This window comes from Metaclostridioides mangenotii (genome assembly GCF_017873185.1).
In the GTDB taxonomy this organism is placed as follows: Bacteria; Bacillota; Clostridia; order Peptostreptococcales; family Peptostreptococcaceae; genus Metaclostridioides; species Metaclostridioides mangenotii.
On sequence record NZ_JAGGJX010000001.1, the window covers coordinates 1,022,302 to 1,043,012 of the forward strand.

Annotated in this window: 23 protein-coding genes; all 23 read right to left on the reverse strand. The window is 31.0% G+C overall.

Annotated elements, in window-relative coordinates; translation table 11 throughout:
• Window positions 1–4: 4 nt before the first annotated feature.
• Window positions 5–1,870, reverse strand: a complete 1,866-nt coding sequence (gene dxs, locus J2Z43_RS04870) for a 1-deoxy-D-xylulose-5-phosphate synthase (protein ID WP_209456096.1) — start codon at window positions 1,868–1,870, stop codon at window positions 5–7.
• 89 nt (window positions 1,871–1,959) lie between these two features.
• Window positions 1,960–2,397 (reverse strand): divergent PAP2 family protein, encoded by a 438-nt coding sequence (locus J2Z43_RS04875; protein WP_209456097.1) that lies wholly within the window; start codon window positions 2,395–2,397, stop codon window positions 1,960–1,962.
• 32 nt (window positions 2,398–2,429) lie between these two features.
• A complete protein-coding gene (locus tag J2Z43_RS04880; protein WP_209456098.1) occupies window positions 2,430–3,317 on the reverse strand; it encodes a polyprenyl synthetase family protein in 888 nt (295 codons plus the stop codon).
• Window position 3,318: 1 nt separating this feature from the next.
• Complete coding sequence (gene xseB / locus J2Z43_RS04885) at window positions 3,319–3,534, reverse strand: exodeoxyribonuclease VII small subunit (protein ID WP_024620744.1); 216 nt, start codon at window positions 3,532–3,534, stop codon at window positions 3,319–3,321.
• A gap of 3 nt (window positions 3,535–3,537) precedes the next feature.
• The gene (gene xseA, locus J2Z43_RS04890; RefSeq protein ID WP_209456099.1) at window positions 3,538–4,743 is read right to left on the reverse strand and encodes an exodeoxyribonuclease VII large subunit; all 1,206 of its coding nucleotides are present in this window, start codon (window positions 4,741–4,743) and stop codon (window positions 3,538–3,540) included.
• A gap of 2 nt (window positions 4,744–4,745) precedes the next feature.
• Window positions 4,746–5,744 (reverse strand): Kae1-like domain-containing protein, encoded by a 999-nt coding sequence (locus J2Z43_RS04895; RefSeq protein WP_209456100.1) that lies wholly within the window; start codon window positions 5,742–5,744, stop codon window positions 4,746–4,748.
• Window positions 5,728–6,240, reverse strand: a complete 513-nt coding sequence (gene nusB / locus J2Z43_RS04900; RefSeq protein ID WP_209456101.1) for a transcription antitermination factor NusB — start codon at window positions 6,238–6,240, stop codon at window positions 5,728–5,730. Before nusB ends, J2Z43_RS04895 begins: the two co-directional genes overlap by 17 nt.
• Before the next feature lie 72 nt (window positions 6,241–6,312).
• Window positions 6,313–6,669: an Asp23/Gls24 family envelope stress response protein gene (locus tag J2Z43_RS04905; RefSeq protein ID WP_027701587.1), complete on the reverse strand. Its 357-nt coding sequence runs from the start codon at window positions 6,667–6,669 to the stop codon at window positions 6,313–6,315.
• Window positions 6,670–6,968: 299 nt separating this feature from the next.
• Window positions 6,969–7,667 (reverse strand): SpoIIIAH-like family protein, encoded by a 699-nt coding sequence (locus J2Z43_RS04910; RefSeq protein WP_209456102.1) that lies wholly within the window; start codon window positions 7,665–7,667, stop codon window positions 6,969–6,971.
• An 87-nt stretch (window positions 7,668–7,754) separates the two neighbouring features.
• Entirely contained in the window at window positions 7,755–8,318 is a 564-nt protein-coding gene (locus J2Z43_RS04915) for a stage III sporulation protein AG (RefSeq protein WP_209456103.1), read from the reverse strand.
• 11 nt (window positions 8,319–8,329) lie between these two features.
• A complete protein-coding gene (locus J2Z43_RS04920; RefSeq protein ID WP_209456104.1) occupies window positions 8,330–8,902 on the reverse strand; it encodes a stage III sporulation protein AF in 573 nt (190 codons plus the stop codon).
• 35 nt (window positions 8,903–8,937) lie between these two features.
• Window positions 8,938–10,128, reverse strand: a complete 1,191-nt coding sequence (gene spoIIIAE / locus J2Z43_RS04925) for a stage III sporulation protein AE (protein ID WP_027701583.1) — start codon at window positions 10,126–10,128, stop codon at window positions 8,938–8,940.
• Between the two features lie 53 nt (window positions 10,129–10,181).
• On the reverse strand, window positions 10,182–10,562 hold the full coding sequence (gene spoIIIAD, locus J2Z43_RS04930; protein WP_234926066.1) for a stage III sporulation protein AD: 381 nt from the start codon (window positions 10,560–10,562) through the stop codon (window positions 10,182–10,184).
• A gap of 23 nt (window positions 10,563–10,585) precedes the next feature.
• Complete coding sequence (spoIIIAC, locus tag J2Z43_RS04935; RefSeq protein ID WP_024620734.1) at window positions 10,586–10,783, reverse strand: stage III sporulation protein AC; 198 nt, start codon at window positions 10,781–10,783, stop codon at window positions 10,586–10,588.
• A gap of 31 nt (window positions 10,784–10,814) precedes the next feature.
• The gene (locus tag J2Z43_RS04940) at window positions 10,815–11,336 is read right to left on the reverse strand and encodes a stage III sporulation protein AB (RefSeq protein ID WP_209456106.1); all 522 of its coding nucleotides are present in this window, start codon (window positions 11,334–11,336) and stop codon (window positions 10,815–10,817) included.
• Window positions 11,326–12,312, reverse strand: coding sequence for a stage III sporulation protein AA (spoIIIAA, locus tag J2Z43_RS04945; RefSeq protein ID WP_209456107.1), 987 nt, complete (start codon window positions 12,310–12,312; stop codon window positions 11,326–11,328). Before spoIIIAA ends, J2Z43_RS04940 begins: the two co-directional genes overlap by 11 nt.
• A gap of 392 nt (window positions 12,313–12,704) precedes the next feature.
• Window positions 12,705–13,817, reverse strand: a complete 1,113-nt coding sequence (locus J2Z43_RS04950) for an alanine racemase (RefSeq protein ID WP_209456108.1) — start codon at window positions 13,815–13,817, stop codon at window positions 12,705–12,707.
• Window positions 13,818–13,844: 27 nt separating this feature from the next.
• Window positions 13,845–15,845, reverse strand: coding sequence for a fructose-1,6-bisphosphatase (locus J2Z43_RS04955; protein WP_209456109.1), 2,001 nt, complete (start codon window positions 15,843–15,845; stop codon window positions 13,845–13,847).
• A gap of 286 nt (window positions 15,846–16,131) precedes the next feature.
• Entirely contained in the window at window positions 16,132–16,671 is a 540-nt protein-coding gene (locus J2Z43_RS04960; RefSeq protein ID WP_209456110.1) for a GNAT family N-acetyltransferase, read from the reverse strand.
• A 197-nt stretch (window positions 16,672–16,868) separates the two neighbouring features.
• Window positions 16,869–17,258 (reverse strand): nucleoside recognition domain-containing protein, encoded by a 390-nt coding sequence (locus J2Z43_RS04965; RefSeq protein WP_209456382.1) that lies wholly within the window; start codon window positions 17,256–17,258, stop codon window positions 16,869–16,871.
• A gap of 411 nt (window positions 17,259–17,669) precedes the next feature.
• The gene (locus tag J2Z43_RS04970; RefSeq protein WP_209456111.1) at window positions 17,670–19,961 is read right to left on the reverse strand and encodes a hypothetical protein; all 2,292 of its coding nucleotides are present in this window, start codon (window positions 19,959–19,961) and stop codon (window positions 17,670–17,672) included.
• Complete coding sequence (locus J2Z43_RS04975; protein ID WP_209456112.1) at window positions 19,954–20,151, reverse strand: hypothetical protein; 198 nt, start codon at window positions 20,149–20,151, stop codon at window positions 19,954–19,956. Before J2Z43_RS04975 ends, J2Z43_RS04970 begins: the two co-directional genes overlap by 8 nt.
• A gap of 13 nt (window positions 20,152–20,164) precedes the next feature.
• Window positions 20,165–20,575: a hypothetical protein gene (locus J2Z43_RS04980; protein WP_209456113.1), complete on the reverse strand. Its 411-nt coding sequence runs from the start codon at window positions 20,573–20,575 to the stop codon at window positions 20,165–20,167.
• Window positions 20,576–20,711 lie beyond the last annotated feature (136 nt).

The following is a 20,711-nucleotide window of genomic DNA, read 5'->3' on the forward strand; positions in this document are numbered from 1 at the left end:
AAGATTACCTTTCTAAAATCTTTTCTACTTCCTCAGCGATTTTACTTGATGATATACTCACTATTTCATAGAGCTCATCTTGGCTTCCGTGCTCTATAAACTCCTCAGAAATACCCAAGTTAACTACCTTTACATTGCAGTTGTTTTGTATTACAAAATTATTTACTCTGCTTCCAAAACCGCCTACTTTTGAGTTGTCCTCAACTGTTATAATATTTTTATGGTCTTTAAATAATTTTTTTAGAAGCTCTTCATCCATCGGTTTTAAAAATCTAGCATTTACAACTGTTGCGTCTATGTTTTTCTTCTTAAGTTCCTCACAAGCACCAAGTGCTTGTTTAACCATATTTCCTATAGCTAAAATAGCTACATCTTCACCTTGATTTAAAACCTCATATTCTCCTAGTTTTATTTCTCCGTAGTGTCCAGTATCTAGACAATAACTATTACCTCTAGCATATCTAATAGCCACTGGAGAATCTAATTTAAGAGATAAATCCATCATAGCTTCTAGCTCTTTTGTATCTTTTGGAGCCATAACCACAATATTTGGTATTGGATTTAAATAACTTAGATCGAAAACTCCATGATGAGTTTCACCATCGTTTCCTACAAGACCTGCTCTATCAATCATAAATGTCACTGGCTTTTTAGTAAGACAGACGTCGTGAATTAATTGATCGTAAGCCCTCTGAAGGAATGTAGAATACACTGCAAAATACGGTTTAAGTCCATTTTTAGCAAGTCCGGCTGCAAAAGTAGTAGCGTGTTGCTCAGCTATACCTACATCAAAGTATCTATCTGGATAAACTTTTTCAAATAGATTCATACCTGTTCCAGATGGCATAGCAGCTGTAATGCCAACAATCTTGTCATCACGCGATGCCATTTCTATAAGTTTTTCACCAACTGCATCTGAAATAGACTGCTTACCAGATGGTACTACACCTTCTTTTATATCGAACTTTGAAACACCGTGATACTTATCTGGATGATTCTCTGCGTACCTGTAACCCCTACCTTTTTTTGTTATTACATGTAGTATCTTTGGACCTTTTAAAAATTTAGCATATGTCATAGACTCTATAAGCTGTTTAGTATCATGACCATCTATAGGCCCTATATACTTTATACCTATTGAATCAAAGAATTCACTCTCTTGTGGTGAAAAGCTATTAATTATTGTGTCTTTTAATTTATAAGCAGTTTTTGAAATAAACTCTCCAGTAGATGTAACACTTAAAAGTTTTTCAAATTCATCTTTAAATATATCTACACTTGAATTTTTTATAAGACTTGAGAAGTACTTTGACATACCTCCAACATTTTTATCTATTGACATCTCATTGTCATTTAGAATAACTGTCATGTCAGTTCCTATATCGCCTAAGTAATTTAGGGCTTCTAAAGCCATTCCACCTGTCATAGCACCATCCCCAATAACGGGAATTACATCGTATTTCTCTTTTTTAATATCTCGTGCACACGCTATACCTACTGCTACAGATATCGATGTACTGCTGTGACCTGTGTCAAATATATCATGTTCACTCTCTTCTTCTTTTGGAAACCCACTAAGCCCATTTAACTGGCGAAGTGTTGGAAACGCATCTTTTCTTCCAGTGATTATTTTATGAACGTACGCTTGGTGTCCTACATCCCAGATTATCTTATCTTTTGGACTGTCGAAAACTTTATGTAAAGCCAAAGTCAATTCAACAACCCCCAGATTTGATGCTAGGTGACCACCAGTTTCAGATATTGATTTAACTAGAAATTTGCGTATATCCTTTGCAAGTAAATCAATACTATCTATATTCATATTTTTAATATCTTGTGGAGAATTGACTTTATCTAAATACTCGTACATATTATTCACACCTTTTGCTTAATTTTAAAATACATTTATATATAAAAATTCACTGTCCCAAAAACAACTTTTTTCAAGACAGTTTACGCTTAAATTAATACTAAAGCAGTCAGTACCCCAAGCAGTCCACCAAACCAAACTTCCATAGGAGTGTGACCTATAAGTTCTTTTAGTTTTTTCTGCTCTATCGGCTTATTATGCTGAATATCATTTACTATTTGATTTAATATAATAGCTTGCTTTCCAACAGCCCTTCTAACACCAGCGGCATCGTACATTATTATTAGAGCCAAAACTGCTGTTATAGCAAAGTCTGTTGAATTAAAGCCCTTCTCAAGCCCCACAACTGTTGCTAAACTAGTTACAAATGAACTGTGAGAACTCGGCATACCACCTGATGTCAGTACTCTTGTTAGCTCTATTCTTTTGTTTTTCCCTGTGAATATCTTTATAAATTGAGCTAAAAAACAAGCTACTATACTTATACCCAAAGCGCCGTTATTTAGAAGCTCTAAAAAAAATTCCATGTCACCCTCCTAAGAATTCTACAGATTTGATTTTAACATTCTCGTGAAATAATATAATCAGCTAATCCCTTCAAAAAATCCACGCTTTCAAATGTAGTTTCTATACTATTCTTAGCATCTGATATCAATTCTGTCGCAATATCTCTAGATTTTTCTAATCCTAGTAAAGATGGATATGTTGATTTATTATTTTCTATGTCACTGTTTACCTTTTTACCCAGCTTCTCTTCATCGCCTACTATATCCAAAATATCATCTACTATTTGGAATGAAAGACCTATATTTTTTGCATAATTAGTAACGCTCTCAAGCTCGACTTGATCAGCTCCACCAACTATTGCTCCTGCTCTCATACATCCAATTATCATAGCAGCGGTTTTATTGTTGTGTATATAATCTAATTTTTCTTTACCTATTTGTTTATCTTCGCTTTCAACATCTACTACTTGACCGCCAATCATGCCGTATATTCCAGCATGCCTAGCTACTTCATACACTGCGCTCAAATACTTTTCTGGGTTATTTTTGCCAAGAGATCCTTTTAACATAATTTCAAATGCGTAATTTAAAAGCGCGTCTCCAGCTAAAATTCCCATAGCTTCACCGTATACCTTATGATTTGTCGGTCTGCCTCTTCTCATGTCGTCGTTATCCAACGCAGGAAGATCATCGTGTATAAGTGAGTATGTATGTATCATCTCTATTGCAACTGCAAATGGAATCGCATCTTCTTCAATTCCTCCGACAATTTTACAAGCCTCTAAAGTTAGGATTGGTCTTAGTCTTTTTCCACCTGCGCTAAGACTGTAGTTCATAGCTTCTATTACAGTTTTTTGATAGCCCTCTTCTTTTGGCATATTTTCTTTTAAAATATTTTCAATATGACTTGCTCTTTCTTTCAATGAACTGTTGAATTCCATATTATTCCTCCCCTAAATCTAGCTCTTCTTCTACACCAAGTCTATTGAACTTGCTTATTTTAAGTTGTGCGTCTTCTAAAAGCTTATTGCAGTGCTTGTAAAGAGCAATACCTTCTTCGTAAAGTTCTAATGACTCGTCGAGGCTAGCGTTATTAGACTCTAAATCTCTAAGTATTTCCTCAAGTCTCAAATATGCTTCTTCATATTTTAGGTTCATTATCTATACCTCATCTACTTTTATATTATCAATTGTGCAGTTTATGCTACCATCTTTTAGCACAATGTCGACTTTTTCATCTACCTTTAGATCATTCGCGCTCTTAACCACATCTCCGTCCTTTTGGAGAATACTATATCCTCTATCCATAGTTGCTAAAGGACTTAAATTGTGTAAAACTGCACCTGTATTCACAAGTTTTTCGATTTTAAATTTGAGATTATTTTCTACCCCAAAGGTTATTTTATCATATATCTTATCTAGTTGTATAATTTTATCTTTAATAATATACGACTCTAAATAGCTATTTATTTTATCAAATGTAGTCATTAGCTTGTATTCATCAATATTGATCTGATTTGTTAAAGATTTTGATATTCTATTCTTTATATTTATTAGTTTATAATTTATTTCATCAATAGATGGAGTTGCAAGTTCAGCTGCAGCAGATGGCGTTGGAGCCCTCATATCCGATACAAAATCACATATTGTAAAATCGGTCTCATGTCCAACTGCAGATATTATCGGTATCTTTGATTTAAATATCTCTCTTGCTACATCTTCTTCATTAAAAGACCAAAGCTCTTCTATAGATCCTCCTCCACGTCCAACTATGATTGTGTCTACATTTTCTATATTATTAAAAAATCTTATGCCTTCACAAATATCATCTTTAGATTTACTTCCCTGTACATTTACTGGGTAAAGTTTGATATTAACTTTAGGGAATCTTCTCTTTATTACATTTATTATATCTCTAATTACAGCTCCAGTGGGCGATGTTACTACTCCAATAGAGCTAGGCATTTTCGGTATAGCCTTTTTATATTTTGGGTCAAACAGGCCTTCCTTATTCAGCTTTTCCTTTAATTTATTAAACTCGATATGGAGGTTTCCTATTCCTTCTATTTCTATTTCATTTATATATAGTTGATACGCTCCATCTCTTTCATATACAGAAATATATCCCTTTGCAACAACATTAGTTCCATTGTCTAGATCTAAGTTTTTATTGTAGTTGCTTTTAAATATTACACAGTTTAGCTTAGAATTTTCATCTTTTAAAGATAGATAGACATTTCCACTACTGTGCACTTTAAAATTCGATATCTCGCCCTTTACTTTTAGGTTATCCAGTATGGGATCGTTTATCAATATTCTCTTTATATATGAATTTGCCTCACTTATATCCAAAGCTCTAATTTCCATATTTATTCTCCTAAAAATTTGTTTAAACCTATTATAGCACAACCCACTGCGTTATCTGTTGAATACTTAGGCTCTGAAAAATATGCTTTAATACCATTTTCAGAGAGCTTTTCTGTTATGCTTTTTGATAAATATTTACTAGCAGAAACACCGCCTGCAAATAATACCTCATATACTTCGTATTTTTCACATATATAAATAAGTGATTTAGAAAGACTTCTAGAAAGAGTATCCATTAGTAATTTTGATACGTAATTTTTGTCCGCACTTTCTATATCCTTATACTTTTCTTTTATAAATTTATTTATTTGATTTTCAATCCCTGATAGATTCATATAACCGTCTTTTACAGAGGTCTTTAATCCCTTATCTATATTTAAGTGGCAATTCAAAGAATTTTCGTCAATATATTTTCCACAAGGGAATTCATATCCAAATTCAACTCCCAATCTATCTATAAGCTGCCCAAAACTCACATCTCTAGTTCCACCTACTATTTCTATATTATAATCTCCATTTACTGAATTTTCACTCAACTTCTCTGATAGTAAAATCTCTGTGGTTCCTCCAGATATATGAACTGATAAAAATCTTTTTGTGTTTTTAATCCTAGAATTTAGTATAACTGATTCTATATGATTTTCTTGATGTGTTGTCTCATAAAACTTAGAACCTGATATCGTTGAATATAGCTTCGCGAAATTATGACCTACTGTAAAAACAGGCATATATGAGTTTTCAATAGGCCTAGGTCTTGAAGATGCACAAATCGCTACTACATTGCATTCCTCTAGTATTTTATTCAATTGGTCACTTATATATCCCAGATTATTTACATGTTGGAAAACTGCCTCGCTCTGTCTAAGCCCCTTAGAATCTTTTTTGACTTTTAACATTATCTTTTCATTTAAAATAATATCTCTATCAAAAGATATAGCTGCTATTGAAGTAGTATAGCAGCTAGTGTCAATTCCAATTACTATGTTATTTTTCGTTTTCATTTACAATACTTCCAAGTATTCCATTTATGAATTTTGGAGATTTGTCATCACAGTAAATCTTTGCAAGCTCGACAGCTTCATTTATAGAAATTTTATTAGGCAAATTCATGTAAAGAATTTCACATATAGATATTCTAAGTATAGATAAATCTACTTTAGGCATTCTGTCCACTGTCCAGTTTTTAGCGTATTTATTTATTAATCGATTTATATTTAATCTATTTTCATTTATTGCTACACAAAAACTTACAACGTAGTCTTTATCTACTGCATCTTCAAGTTCTATCTCTTCAACATCTATTTCAAGTTTCTTATCATTTGAATACTTTTCTCTAAGTTCTTTGTATCTCTCTATTATGAACTCTGTATTTGAATTTAAAAACTCTTCTACTAACTCTAATAAGTCTTCCTCTTCCTTCTTGTTTATTTCTACCTGATACATAAACTTCATCATATACTCTCTGGTAGTTACCTTTTGTGCTCTATCATTTTTCATTAAATGTGATTCTCCTTTAAATTATAATATATATAAAAACAAATAACCCTCTGAAATATCAGAGGGTATAGATTAGCTTTTTTTAGACGTTTCTTCTTTCTCAACTTTTTCTTTCTTAAAGCTGATTCCTTGAACGTGAATATTAACTTGAGAAACTACTAACCCTGTCATTGTTTCAACAGTATTTTTTATGTTTTCTTGAACCTTTGCAGCTACTTCTGGTATTGGTTTGCCATGTTTTATAACGATCATTACATCTAGGCTAACATCATCATCATCAACCTGTATCTTAACGCCATTATTTTTTAACAATTTATCTGTAAAAGTTGTAGATGTCTCTATACCATCAACCTCTAATGCTGCTATTCCAGCTATTGTAGCTATTACATCATTTGATATCTTTACTTGTCCAAATTTATTCTCTTCCATTAACATTTACCTCCCATTTTAAGGTAGTTTTTTTATAAGTATAATGATACCAAATACTACCGATATTTGCAAGGTAGGGTTGACTAAAACTATATTTAATATTTAGTTTATGTAGTTTCTTGTTTTTTATAACCAAACTTATCTATACTATAAAATATTTTACAATAGATATAAAAAAGTTTAAAATCTGCTTTTTTTTTCTTAAGGTAGATAATTTATGCTTTAGTAATTCTTTATTTTACTCTATACTCAGTACCTATAATTTATAAATAAAAAAGGGGCATAATGCCCCTAAACTTTTACTTACTATTATTTGTAAGTTTTATATTTTCATACTCAACATTTGCCTGCTCTGCAACAAGGTCAAATATCTTTGCTGCATCAGTTTTATCTATTTTCTTTTCATTTACTACTACATTTACTTTGCCATCGCTTATATAAACTAGGGCTTCTTCATATCCCTTTGTACTGAGTATGTTCTCTATCTTCAGCTCGGTATCTTGACTCTTAACTAAGCTAAGTTTCATATTTGATGCTTCTTTTCTAGATTCTTCTGTAGTAGAAGGATTATTTATCATTTCATTTAAATCCTGAACAAGCTCATTTCTCTGTTTTTCTCTAGTCATTTTCATATCAAGTATGTAAGTGGATTTTTTCATATTCTTTTCTGATGATAATTGCTCTTTGATTTGTTTACTTGTCTCTGTTACTTTTTCATCTATTTTGCTGTTTTTGCTATCTACTACTTGTATTTCTGTTTCTTTATTCTCTGCTTCTGTTTTAGCTGTTTCTTTGTTCACTGTATCTTTTGAATCTGCTTCATCAGTTTTAGCATTTTCAGTGTTTTTTTCGTATTGCGCTTGTTCGTACGCCTTAAATTCTTGTGATGTTTCAAGTAGTGACTTTTTACTAAGTTTATAGTTTACTGTACCTACAGCTATAAGCATTACTGTAAGTGATAGTACAACAAATCCTCTTCCTTTATAATTAAATTTCATATTCTTCCCCCCATATATGTAATAATAATTTATTTTTTAAAACAAGTTATTTTGATTATTTTACTTAAATACAGACTGTAAATTCGCTTACTTAGAATATATTTCAACTTGATGTCCTGCTATTTGCAACGAAGTCTGCACTGCGCTATAAAGAGTTTCTTTAACTTTAGGACTACTTGCACCGCTAGCTACTACTATTACACCTTTAATTTTCGGCTCTATAGTTTTTATTACCACAGAATCATTTGATCCAGATGTAATCATTGTTTTGTTTTCGCTCGATGTAGTAACAGTTCTCTCTCCTCCCTGCGCATCCTTCTCTTCTGTCGTTTCGGTAGTTTGATTAGAATTATATGCTGGTTGAATCTCTTCACTCGATTCAAAAGTAACCATTACATCGACATCTCCGGCACCTTCAATTTTTGTAAGTATTCTCGTCAATTTATTTTCCATATCTGCTTGATTTGAGTTCTCAGAAACACTTACATTTTCATCTGCAGCTCCTTCATCAGCTTCCTCTTTATCTTTGGAACCGTTAGGAAATACTGATAACAACACCAGGGATACTACACAAATTCCTGCTACTATAACCAGTGAGTAAAGCTTTTTCTTATCCTTTTCATTCAGATTCTTAAAAAAGTTTTTAAACATCTTTTCAACTCCTATTTATCAATATGTATTGTCTCTACTGAAACATCCAGTACTTTTACTAAATCATTTTTAAGTTTGTCTTGGTTTAGTTTTAGCTTATGTTCATCTTTCTTATTAAAGACTTCTTTAGAATTTTCTTTTTCACTAGATTCTATGTTTGTCTGACTTTCTTTATTACTATTTTTCTCTTTTATTTTTATATTATTTATCTTCGATCCATCTAATTCTATATCTTCTAAATCATATCCGTAATCATCTAGTTTGAGTTTTATAACCTCTTTTAGGCTTTCTTCATATCCACTTGAGAGACTAGAAGTAGTCCCGGTCTCTTTTGCTAAATAATTTGAACTATCCTCATACTTCTTATTGTATTCATTCATAGATTTTAAAATTCTATCTTCCATACTTATATTATTGCTAAAAAAATTTACTACTGGAGTTATTACTATAAATACGAATATAAAATTCAGAACTAAATTTATATAAGGCTTTATAGAAGACTTAGGCAAAAGCATATCGACTATGTTTACTATAAAAGCACCTATCAAAACACTAACTATCCACAATTTAACGCTCTCGAACATAAAATACACCTCAATCTAAACTTTAGCCCATACGATTATCCCCGACCAACAACACTTATTGATGTGAGAATGGCTATTGTGACGAAAAACATTACAGATATTGCGATAACTGAAGCCAACATTATTATCATAAGATTTGCGACCTCATTTAAAAAAGTAGAAATACTCTCTTCACCTATTGGCTCTACTGCAATTGCAACTGCCTTGTACACGAATATTACAGATATAATTTTTATAACTGGCACGATACACAGACCTATAAGTATAACAAGTCCAATTCCCCCAAATATATTTTTTATAAGCTGCGAAGACGAAAGAATTATATCTATAGAATCTGAAACAAATCCTCCTACAACTGGTATAAAATTTCCTACAGCAAATTTAGCAGTCTTCATACTAAACTTATCAAAACTAGTTACATAAAGCCCCTGAAGTGACACTAGTCCCAAATAAACTGTAAACATAGCTCCTATAGAAACTAGATTAAATTGCTTTATAAATGAAAACATCTTCTTTAGCTTTAAGTTTTTCGATAGATTATTTATTATAAGTACTCCAAAAGCAACTATCATTGATGTAAATAAGAACTTTTTAAATACTACATTTATAAATGTAACTCCACCTAGAAATATAGGATTTAAAGTAGTCGATGTAATTGGAAAACCAATCAAGAGCAAGAAACTTATAAGTATCGGCATCATTATCTGCATAAGTGAAATAGTCCTGTCGATACTGCTGTAGCATATTTCAAGCACGTCCTTGAATCCGACCAAGGTAAGCGAGACCATGGTTATAAAAATTATGTATGTGGCTATCTGGCTTACTGCTCCAGATGCAAATGAGTTGTCTAAACTTTTTAGAATAGCCGATAGTAGTGCTAGTACTAATATCACCGAAACTACCTTTAAGCTTGCTTTAAACTCGTCAAATAGCAATATCTTAATGCCATCTTTGCTAAATAGATCAAATATATTCTTTTCTCCTTTAAAGAGATCTTTTATAAATGTCTTTAAATCTACATCATTTAATACATCATCTTCATTTAAATATTTTTGTATTTCATCAATATTTACTTTGTCCAATTGCCCATTAATATAGCTGTCAATACTCTTTTGTGTTCCATCAAATTCACTTTGTCCTTCTGCATGGCTATTTAGTGACAGTGCATTTAACAACAATAGAGTGGTTAGAAAAATCAACATTAACTTAAAAAAAGTTTTTTTCATAAGTTATCTACTCCTCGCATTAGCTATAAGTATTTATTTTGCACTCTCATTTATTACGATGGAATAATACTAAGTACCATCTCCACAATAGATAATAAAATTGGAAAAGACATCGACATTACAACTATCTTCCCTCCAAATTCAAGTTTTGAGGCTATATTATTTTCCCCACAATCCTTGCAAAGTGAAATAGCAAACTCCACTAGATACGCTATTCCTATCAATTTTATAATTAAGGATATATACATTGTAGGAATATTTGCTTTGTCTGCTAATCCCTGTATTCCCTCTATAATAAAATTGAGTTTATATACTACAGACATTAATATTATTACGCCTGTAATAATTGCTATAAAGTTTGCTATTTCAGGTCTATCTTTTTTTATTACTAAGCAGAGTGTAGTTGAAACGAGTGCAACTCCGATTAATTGCATTATTTCCAAATTATCACCACCTACTAGTAAAGTTGAAACATAGTTCTAACAGTGTTAAAAAGCGTACTAATCTCTGTTATTACAAGTCCAAGAACTATTATTACGCCAGCTAAAGTTGTAAGTCCCGTCCAGTCCTTTCTATCAGTCTTTTCTAAAACCATATTTAACACTGAAATAAGAACTCCTATACCTGCTACCTTTAGAATTAAAGTTATATCCACATTATCACCCCTAAGTAGAATTTATTTTGTTTTAAAATAAAACTATACATACACCAATACCTACAAATGTCACTAACTTTTTATAAAGCACTCCTTTTTTTGTTATATCTTCTTTTGTCTCACTAGTATGTTTCTTCAAATTCTCAATTGTAAGGTCTATCATCCTTTGCTGAGATTCTACATCGCTTTTTCCCAAAGTCGCGATCAATTTATTCACTTCATCTACTTCCTTAGATGCTAAATACGTATCTTTATTTAAAATAACAATATTACTAGTTAATATATCATCGAGAGTCCCTATATCATCACTCTTTAAACCGTACGACATGCTTTTAAAAAATCTAGAGTAAACTGAAGAATCTTTATCCCCAACTCTGTCGAATATCTCTTCTAATGTGTACATTCCGAATGATAAATCCATCCTTATTATTTCAAGAATTCTTATAAGGTCATTTATTTGCCTGTGCCTACTTACATACATTTTATAGATGTATTCACCTATCAAATAACTACTACCTATCAAAAATCCTATCAGCATTATTTTAATTTGCAAAATACCATCTCTTTTCTTCTAGATCATATATTTTTTCAATTGTTCCCGCTCCATTTTTTGCGGAGAGTATTATAGCTTTTTTAAATAGCTCTTCGTCAAGCAGCCTGCTTAGCTCTCTTCTATTTTTTATATCTTCAATAGAATCCCCATGTACAGTTGTTATCAGACCTACACCTCCATTTAGAGCCGTGTACAATGACTTTACTTCCTGCTCACTTCCTATTTCATCTGTAACTATTATATTTGGCGACATCGATCTAAGTAACATCGTTATTCCGAGTTCTTTAGGGCATGTCTCAATTATGTCTGTCCTAATTCCAACGTCCATTTGAGGAATTCCTAAATACGATCCGGCTATCTCATTACGTTCATCTATAAGAGATACTTTCATACCATGAAATCCTAGTTGTTCATTTCCGTTGCTTAAATTTCTAACTATATCTCTCAAAAGCGTTGTCTTACCACATTGTGGAGGAGATATTATTATTGTATTGTTAACTTTATTTTTTCCTTCTATAATATATCCTAATATCTTATCGGCACATCCCTTAATCTCCCTTGAAACCCTTATATTTAGAGATGATATGTGCTTGATATTCTTTACTTGTCCATTTTCAACTATTACTTTTCCAACTAAGCCAACTCTATGCCCTCCGCTAAGTGTAATAAATCCTTTTTGTATATCGTCCATAAAAGAGTGTATTGAGTACTTGCAAATTATTTGAAAAGTCTGCTCCACATCCTCCTTCGTAACTATATAAGGATTTAATGGATAGATACTTAGACCCTCTGTATCTGCATCGTAAAAGTAGTCTGTATTGTTTGCATTTAATATAAGCGGTTTATTAGCTCTTAATCTTATCTCTTCTATTTCAAAATTTCCTGTAATTCTTACATCTTCTTTAGATATTTTTTCTATGATTTCTCTTATGTGTGGCGACAGTGATTTGATTATTTCTCTTGGTAATTTATTCATTCCTTGTCCTCCTCTCTTGTTTATATAATTCTATTTTTACATGTCCTAAAATATAACCAGAAATTTTAAATGAACACAAAAAGGTAGGCATCTCAATATCAACTAGTAAATTAAAGCCTAATAACCTTAATTACAATTGATATAAAATTCCTACCTCTTTTAATTTACTCTATTTTTAATTTATTTCATTTTTCGCCTTCCAAAACCTCTGGAAATACTTCAATTAATTTTTCTAAAATGTATTTAACTTTTCAAAAAACTCTTATTTTTTTCATTGCTGCTATAAAAATCACCATTTTAAATCGAACCCTAGGGGATAGGTCAATATATAAATAAAATCCCCTAAATTACAACTTTTAAATTGTAATTTAGGGGCTTATTCTTAAACAATTTTATATAACTGGCTTTTTAGAGTTACCTCTTACATCGATATCTATTATCTCAGACACCTCATCCCCTCTATATCCAACAACATAACTTGTCATATTTAAACAAGAACAAGAGTGGTTTGGTATTATCTCTATTTTATCGCCAATACTTAAATCTGTATCGCCTTCTATTTGTATTTTTCCAACTTCTTCAGATAAGCCGATTACACTTAATTCATTGTGTCCCTTAACTCTTCCGAAACCAGTTATCAAAGCACTTCCATGAGCTCCTTTATCCAATCCCAAACACTTACTTCCAACATCTACTATAAATAGATTTTCACTTGGTCTTGATATTATTGTTCCAAGAGCAGTCAGAGAACAATCCTCTTCTTTACATACATCTAGCGACAGCTGAATATTATCGTAAAACACGTAATTTCCTGGTCTAAGTACATCCAAAGCTTCATCGTCTACAACATCAAAGAATGTAGGTGTACTTCCTGAAGCAACTACATCTACTTCAAAACCATTTTCCACTAGTAGATTTTTAGCTGTAGACATAGTAGCGATTTCTTGTCTTGATATTTCAGCTACCCCACTACCAGAAGTGATTCCATAGACATGTCCTGGGTGAGTACTTATACCGATTAACTTTAAGTTTTTAAACTCTGATAATTTCTTTGCCAACCATACACAATCTTCTGGAAGTACCCCTAATCTATTAAGTCCTGAATTTATTAAAATAAAATACTCTAATGTAGAGTCTACTTCCACTAACATTTCATTCCAGATTTTTGCACTTTCAACATTATCAAAACTAAGTATAACTCTTCCCCTTTTTGTAAGGTCTATAACTCTTTTTATATCGACTGGATTAGCTATCGGATATGGAAAAGTAATCTCTTTTACTCCAGCTTTTATAAAAGACTCCGCTTCATCCACAGTTCCTACTAAAAGACCTTTAGCTCCATATTTAATTTGCATCTTTGCTATTGCAGATGATTTATGAGTCTTCGTCATTGGCCAAAGCTCTTTTTTATTTTTGTCGCTCAACTCCTGAACAGTTTTTATATTATTCTCTAGTACATCTAGATTTAATATAAAGTTTGGTGTAGACAATTCTTTGGTTTTCATAGACTTTATCCCCTTTTTAAATTATATTTAAACCAAATTATCTTGGCCTGATTTAATTAACCCCTTTTTGTAAGCCAAAAGGAGTAGTTTTAAGTCGTCTATTTTTTCCTGAATAACTTCCCCATCATCAGTATCCCTAATCATTTTTCTATTGGCTTTATGCTCAACTACAACAGTAGTTGAAAGTATATCGCTCTCATTCTCTATAGCTTCTTCTGCAGAGCTAAACGGCTCATGTGATACTAGCTGTAGAGTTCTCGAGTTGTATATAAGTGTATAACCAGCTATACCAGTCTTTCTCTGGTAAGCTCTAGAAAAACCTCCATCTATTACTAGAATTCTTCCATTGGCTTTTATAGGACTTTCTCCTTTTTTACTTTCAACAGGAACATGACCGTTGATAATATGAGACTCTTCATAATCTAAGCCAAATTCATCGAATATACTTCTACAAACTTTTTCATCTTCTCTAAGTTTGTAGTACGGATTTTTCTTTTCTTTATGTGACTCTTTATCATCTATAAAATATCTCTCAAATGTCGTCATATCGTCTTTTCCAAACAGTGAAGAACATTTACCAGTCCACATATACCACATCATATCCATACCGTATTGCTTATTAGGACATCTCTTCTGCATAAAAAATCCTTCTCGAATTGTAGACTCCATTTTTAACATTAGTTCTTTTCCAGAGAATTCTTCTCCTTTTATACTCATAGACATAAAACTTCCATCTTCATTTAACGGTACACATCCATGTATAAGCAGATTTGAGTTTGCTCTTAAATAGATACTTCCCTTGGAAAATAAAAATGAAATATGTTTTTGTAGCTTCTCACTTCCTTTAAACGAAGTTGCCAATCTCTCCATTACCATATTTTCTTCTTCAGAAAGTCTATATGGATCGTTTTTATCTATTGTAGGGAAATTAGTATCGTTTAACTCGTAAGTCTTTCCCTTTAAATTTATTGTAGACGCATCGTAGTCTATCATATCTAACAGAAGCCTATTTTCCATTTCAAACTCTGGTCTTCTTTTGATAACTTCTCCCTCTAGTTTAAACTGAATTATACTTATAGCCTTGTGCATTTTAGTCATTAAAGACTTTTCTCTAGTTGTAAAGTTTTGGTCACTTATTTTCGGCATAAATTGATCACATGGATCGTCTTTATACGTATCTAGTGAAAATGTAGCTAGCGGAAGAAGATTTATTCCATAAATATCTTCTAGTATATCTAAGTTTGCATACCTAGCAGAAATCCTAAGGGCATTGGCTATACAAGTTTTCTCTCCAGCAGCAGCCCCCATCCAAAGTATATCGTGATTTCCCCACTGTATATCTACAGAGTGATGCTCCATAAGTTTGTCTACTATTATATCAGGTCTAGGTCCCCTGTCGTATATATCACCTATAACATGTAATCTATCCACTACAAGTTTTTGTATAACAGTAGATATGTCTATTACAAATTCCTTAGCTCTATCGACTTCTATAATTGTCTCTACTATGCTTTTAAAGTATTTTTCCTTATGTTCACTCTTTATATCTTCGTGTAATAATTCTTCTATTATATATTTAAATTCATCAGGTAAGAGTTTGCTTACTTTTAATCTCGTGTATTTACTAGAAGCGTATCTACAAAGTTCAATAAGTCTGTATATATTTAGTCTGTAGAATTCCTCCATATTAGTCTCTTGCTCTATTATAAGGTCTAGTTTTTGCTCAGGATAGTACACTAATGTAGCTAACATCTTTTTTTCTTTTTCAGATAGTGTTTCCGCAAAAAGCTCTTCTATCTTTCTTTTGATAACTCCAGATCCATTTTTTAATACGTGTACAAAAGGCTCATATTCACCATGTAAGTCGGTTACAAAATGCTCAGTTCCTTTTGGAAGATTTAGAGTTGCTTCTAAATTTATTACTTCTGCACTAGCTTCTGAAATGCTAGGGTAGGTCTTTGATAATAATCTCAAATATTTAAGTTTGCTGTTCAAATATTCGTAAGATATATTAGACAACTTTTTCATTTTATTCCTCCAAATTATCTTAGAAATTTATTAGTTTTATGTATTGATTATATCATAAAACACACGCAACTACATAATTCTAAAAACCTTAAATTAATACAACTACAGAGATTTAATTATTCACATTTTAAAACTAATTAATATAATTAATTTTCTTTATTTATTATATTAATTAGTATTTTTGCAATAAATTAATACAAAAAACGTCAAAAAGACTAGATATGTATCTAGTCTTTTAATATTGTAATTTAATTAATTTATTGCAAGAAAAAAATCATAAAAAAGTCTATATGCCTAAAAGTAAAGACATTCTTACTAAATTAGTGTACTCACCACCATAGAAGTTCTCTTTTACAAGTATTGCATCTACACCAAACCCTACTTTTTTGTAAAGTTCAATTGCTTTAGTATTTTCTTCATTGGTAACAAGAGTTATTTTCTTAGTGATTCCGTTGCCCTTACACCATTCTATTAGATCTATCATAAGTTCTTTGCCAAGTCCAATTCCCCAGTACTTTTCTTTTACAACTATACCTAATACTCCTACGTGCTTGCCCTTTGCCTTTTGATTAGAATCAATAGTAGCTATACTAGCTATTTCATCTCCTACAAATGCAATCAGCATGACTGAGTTGTCTGAAGACTTTGATGATTCAATACCAGACTCTGTATCAGCTAGAGACGCTTTGTATTCTCCTTTTCCAAAAGATAAGAATGGAGTTTCTCCGCCCACTTCATTGTAGAAATCGATTACCGCTTGTGCATCTTCTTTTTTTCCATCTCTAATAGCAACTTTAGTATCATTTTTTAAGCATATCTCTTTCATGTCAATTCCTCCTAAATTAATGTATCTAAAAATATGTTATCACCAATTTTAAAGGTTTACAATATAATAATTTAAGATTTTATATTTAAAAATCAATATCAAATGCAGTTATAAACTGCATTTGATATTTTGTAAACTATATAAACATTTTTATGCAAACGTTGTATTTTTTATATTCAAACTTAAGAATAATTAAATTACATAAGCCCTGATAAAGTTAAGAATAATCTCATAAGTAACATACCTACCACTGAGTCGAATATAGGAACTAATAGCAATATTCCTCTATATTTTGCACTAGTATTTGCAACTAACACTATTCTTGCATAGTGTCCAACTAGTGTACCCATTAACATACATGGCATTATAAGTATTGTAGCTTGTGGAGCTGTTATTAGACCTTGAGCAAACAGGTTTGCCGCCGTAGCAGCACCTGCTGCTTTCGCAAAGAATGCTGATATCAATACAACAACAGATTCTCCAGGCAGTCCAAAGATACCCATAACTGGTCCAAATACCTTACCAAATACATCGACAAGTCCTGTTAATTGTAAGAATGTAACTATCTTACCACAACTTGTTAATATATATCATATATGTAGTATATATAAAGACTATATACATTGAATTTTAAACGGTTTAAAGTAAACAACTTGTCAACTTATAGTATATATATATCTATTATTTAGACTCTTATATTTATTATTTACGGTGGCAAAATGACGGCAAAATAAAAGATCTAACTATTTGGATGTCTTTTATATTTTTTCTTAGAATTCTATTGTAGGACATGCACATTTAACAATTAATACGCATACACTTTATTACACAAGTGAATTACAAGCGTAGCGTTCTTAAACTTGTTTTAAGATGTTATAAACGTTAAGTGTAATCGATTAAAGTGACCTTGAGGGAAATCTATTTATTTTGATTTCTCTATTTTTTTGTATAAGTTTAATTAAAGTTCATTAATTCTTACATAAAAAAACTACCTACAATTAAGCAGGTAGTTTCGCAATAAAACTAGAATAATTCTTCTCTTCATTTTTTATTAAACATAAAGCATGATATTCTTTTAAGTTAATTAAGTCATCTTCTTCATATCCGCAATTGCTAAAATATTCATTTAAGTATTTAAAATTCTGTATATCGCATCCATACAATAACATATATGACGCTCCGCCACTTCTAAGTTGGGATCTACATTTATTATTAAGTTCATATACACTGTGTAGTGTCACTGTACTAATAAGGTTATATTTTCTACCCTCTGCAAATATCTCTTCAAAAATTTGTGTTGCATTAGGGCATTTATAAAATTCATCGAAGAACAGTTCTGTTTCAGCTTTTTGATCTTTTGCTAATTGCTTTTTAGCGAGCCATATTTTGCTTAAAAAGAAAGTGGCCATAACGTTTTTTAATGCACTGTTGGTAAATACATCTTCTGGTATTTCTATCAATACCACCTTATTTTGTTGTATGACATCTACAAAATTGATATTATTATCACTTGTTTTATTTAACGCTAATTCAGTTTCAAGTGACAATTCTAGCATAGAAACACGATCTAGTATTCCATCAACCTTACTGTCGCAATTTACAATTTTAGTTTTTTCTACCTTATTAAGTTCATTCAATTTCTTAATTCTGTTTTCTAGTAAATCTCTTAATTCATCACTAAGCATATTAATATATTTATCTCTTATTTCCACGCAAGATAAGCAATCTATAATATCCGTTAAACTTGCATTTGGTTTAACGCTATAAACAATAGCAGATGCAGCATATAAGTACTTAATCATTCTTGCAGTAAGTTGACTTGTATCTGAGTTAATAGAATCTAACAATACATGTAACTGTTGACCTCTTTTAATCGAATTTGACACTATTTCGAATGGCTCCATATCTTTATTAATTGGTATTTCGTTGTAAGAGAAGGCCTGAATATAATTAATATCAGCACAATTAACCCTTACCAATTTATCTACAGGTGTATTTTTAGCAATCTCCTGTGATATCTTGCAATCTTCTATTATATCTATTACTTGTACCCCTCTCCCTATATTTATAGCATTTACTGCCATGTTAATTGTTTTATGTGATTTTCCGCTACCTTTTGGACCTATTAAAACCCTTTCTGCTCTTTTAATCTGTTCATGACTACTAAAGTACGCTTTCTGTTTATTGTCCTTGTATTTAACATTTCCGATAAGCATATCTCCTTTTTGTAAGCATTCAGGCACAGCTTTTTCAACAATCTCATTATGATTTATATTCTTGTAATTTTCTATCAACTCTTTACCAGGTAAGGATATGAAATTTTGTAATTCATCTTCTGATGTGTGATTTTCTTTTACTCCTTGTAAAACAGTACTTTTAATATTAATTTGTTTGGTTATCTTTTTACTCACTAATTCGTTATCATCAGATATAGCCTTAAAACTATTACATGTAGATGTTGCTAATTGTTCTCCCCTACTAATATCCTTAGATTTAGTCAATACAACGATTTGTGTTTTACATAAGTCACCCTTAATTTTTCTTTCTGTGCTACTAGATACTTCCTTTGGAGCCGATAGAAAAGTACTTCTATACAGAGTCTTTTTATTTGAAAATCCACTTATAAACTCATTTAAATAATCTATGAAAAACTTTAATGTTATTACTCCTAAATCAATTACATTCTTAGATTGTTTAAGATTCTTTCCGCTCTTGTAATCTTTTATATCATTCTTATAAGTAACTGTTTTAAAATAATTAGTTTCCTTTTCTCTAACTGGAATAAAATTATATAATATACCTACTTCTTCATCATTCTCTAATATTTCTAATACAGACATGTTTGATGATAATAAGTCATTGCTTCTTTTATCTACGTTTAAAGATAGAGAATCCTTAAATTTATACTTGAGTTGATATTTATAAAAATCATTTATATTTATAGGCAATTGATCTATCTCTTTAATCTCTATATTTTTCCATATAGATGCAAATTTAGTTTTAAATAAATTTAAATGAATTTTAGGTATCATAAAAAAGAATTGTGTTTCCTTTTTAGTAATTCGTATATAAAAACTTACTTTAGATCTATGCTCTATTATAAGTTTCTTATCTTCCAATCTAAGTAATTGTCCGAATAACTTCATAAATGTTTTATTTATAAGGGATGTAATCGTTCCTGTTTGATTATTTTTATTTGATTTAGTGGGTATTAATTGAAGCGTTACATATTCTGATTTTCTAACTTCAACTAGCTCACTAAACCTCATTATTTTAGTTCTCTTAAACAAGTAATGCACCCCCTATTATTTTTATTAGGAGATATAAGATTGGGCATAAAGTAGCTACTTTTTTACCTTTATCCCATCCGAAAATATACATAATAGCTGCTGCTAATCCAGCTATTAACAGTACATTGTAACTAGCGTTGTTCATTGCACCTAAAATACTGTCAAATTGTTCTGTTACAAATCCTTTCATATTAAACCCTCCTTTAAGATATTTTTATCATTTCAAATAATTTAGGGTATAACTGTAAGAAAATATAACCTGCCCAATATTGAAGTCCAGACATAGTTGCATTTCTAAAACTACCACCATTTAACATACTTTCAATTGCTGACTTTAAACCCATTGCGATACAACCGTATTTGGCAAAGCTCATTAATAGATTAATAAGTTGCTTAAATGTGCTATTTAAAGTATTTTCTATATTCTGTGCATAGATAGGATTGACGCTATAGTGCAAAGTTAATGCCATAATAACTACTATTTTTAAATATAATTTTTTATTGGTTTTTAAATAATCTATGCTTTTATCTAGTAAAGTTATAGTCTCTAACTCATTTAACTTTTTAAATTCTCTAAATGTATAAGTATCAACAACTTTCTTTTTTAATAACATAAATAAATCCCCCTTAATATGGTTAGACTATTAATATAAAATTTTATCTAGAGGTTATAAAATGGAAGCTTTTATGTGGTTTGGAGCTGCTCTCCTAATAGATATATTACAAAGAACTTTTTTAGGATAATTGTAT

Excerpts from the sequence above, each read along its gene's own strand:
- J2Z43_RS04910 (WP_209456102.1), bottom strand. The coding sequence starts at position 7,667 with ATGAAATTTAATTATAAAGGAAGAGGATTTGTTGTACTATCACTTACA.
- J2Z43_RS04905 (WP_027701587.1), bottom strand. The coding sequence starts at position 6,669 with ATGGAAGAGAATAAATTTGGACAAGTAAAGATATCAAATGATGTAATA.
- spoIIIAE (WP_027701583.1), bottom strand. The coding sequence starts at position 10,128 with ATGAAAAAAACTTTTTTTAAGTTAATGTTGATTTTTCTAACCACTCTA.
- J2Z43_RS04895 (WP_209456100.1), bottom strand. The coding sequence starts at position 5,744 with ATGAAAACGAAAAATAACATAGTAATTGGAATTGACACTAGCTGCTAT.
- J2Z43_RS04875 (WP_209456097.1), bottom strand. The coding sequence starts at position 2,397 with ATGGAATTTTTTTTAGAGCTTCTAAATAACGGCGCTTTGGGTATAAGT.
- J2Z43_RS04950 (WP_209456108.1), bottom strand. The coding sequence starts at position 13,817 with ATGAAAACCAAAGAATTGTCTACACCAAACTTTATATTAAATCTAGAT.
- spoIIIAA (WP_209456107.1), bottom strand. The coding sequence starts at position 12,312 with ATGAATAAATTACCAAGAGAAATAATCAAATCACTGTCGCCACACATA.
- J2Z43_RS04960 (WP_209456110.1), bottom strand. The coding sequence starts at position 16,671 with ATGAAAGAGATATGCTTAAAAAATGATACTAAAGTTGCTATTAGAGAT.
- spoIIIAD (WP_234926066.1), bottom strand. The coding sequence starts at position 10,562 with ATGCAATTAATCGGAGTTGCACTCGTTTCAACTACACTCTGCTTAGTA.
- J2Z43_RS04915 (WP_209456103.1), bottom strand. The coding sequence starts at position 8,318 with ATGTTTAAAAACTTTTTTAAGAATCTGAATGAAAAGGATAAGAAAAAG.
- dxs (WP_209456096.1), bottom strand. The coding sequence starts at position 1,870 with ATGTACGAGTATTTAGATAAAGTCAATTCTCCACAAGATATTAAAAAT.
- J2Z43_RS04920 (WP_209456104.1), bottom strand. The coding sequence starts at position 8,902 with ATGTTCGAGAGCGTTAAATTGTGGATAGTTAGTGTTTTGATAGGTGCT.
- J2Z43_RS04980 (WP_209456113.1), bottom strand. The coding sequence starts at position 20,575 with ATGTTATTAAAAAAGAAAGTTGTTGATACTTATACATTTAGAGAATTT.
- J2Z43_RS04975 (WP_209456112.1), bottom strand. The coding sequence starts at position 20,151 with ATGAAAGGATTTGTAACAGAACAATTTGACAGTATTTTAGGTGCAATG.
- nusB (WP_209456101.1), bottom strand. The coding sequence starts at position 6,240 with ATGAAAAATGATAGAGCACAAAAGGTAACTACCAGAGAGTATATGATG.
- xseA (WP_209456099.1), bottom strand. The coding sequence starts at position 4,743 with ATGGAAATTAGAGCTTTGGATATAAGTGAGGCAAATTCATATATAAAG.
- J2Z43_RS04880 (WP_209456098.1), bottom strand. The coding sequence starts at position 3,317 with ATGGAATTCAACAGTTCATTGAAAGAAAGAGCAAGTCATATTGAAAAT.
- J2Z43_RS04955 (WP_209456109.1), bottom strand. The coding sequence starts at position 15,845 with ATGAAAAAGTTGTCTAATATATCTTACGAATATTTGAACAGCAAACTT.
- xseB (WP_024620744.1), bottom strand. The coding sequence starts at position 3,534 with ATGAACCTAAAATATGAAGAAGCATATTTGAGACTTGAGGAAATACTT.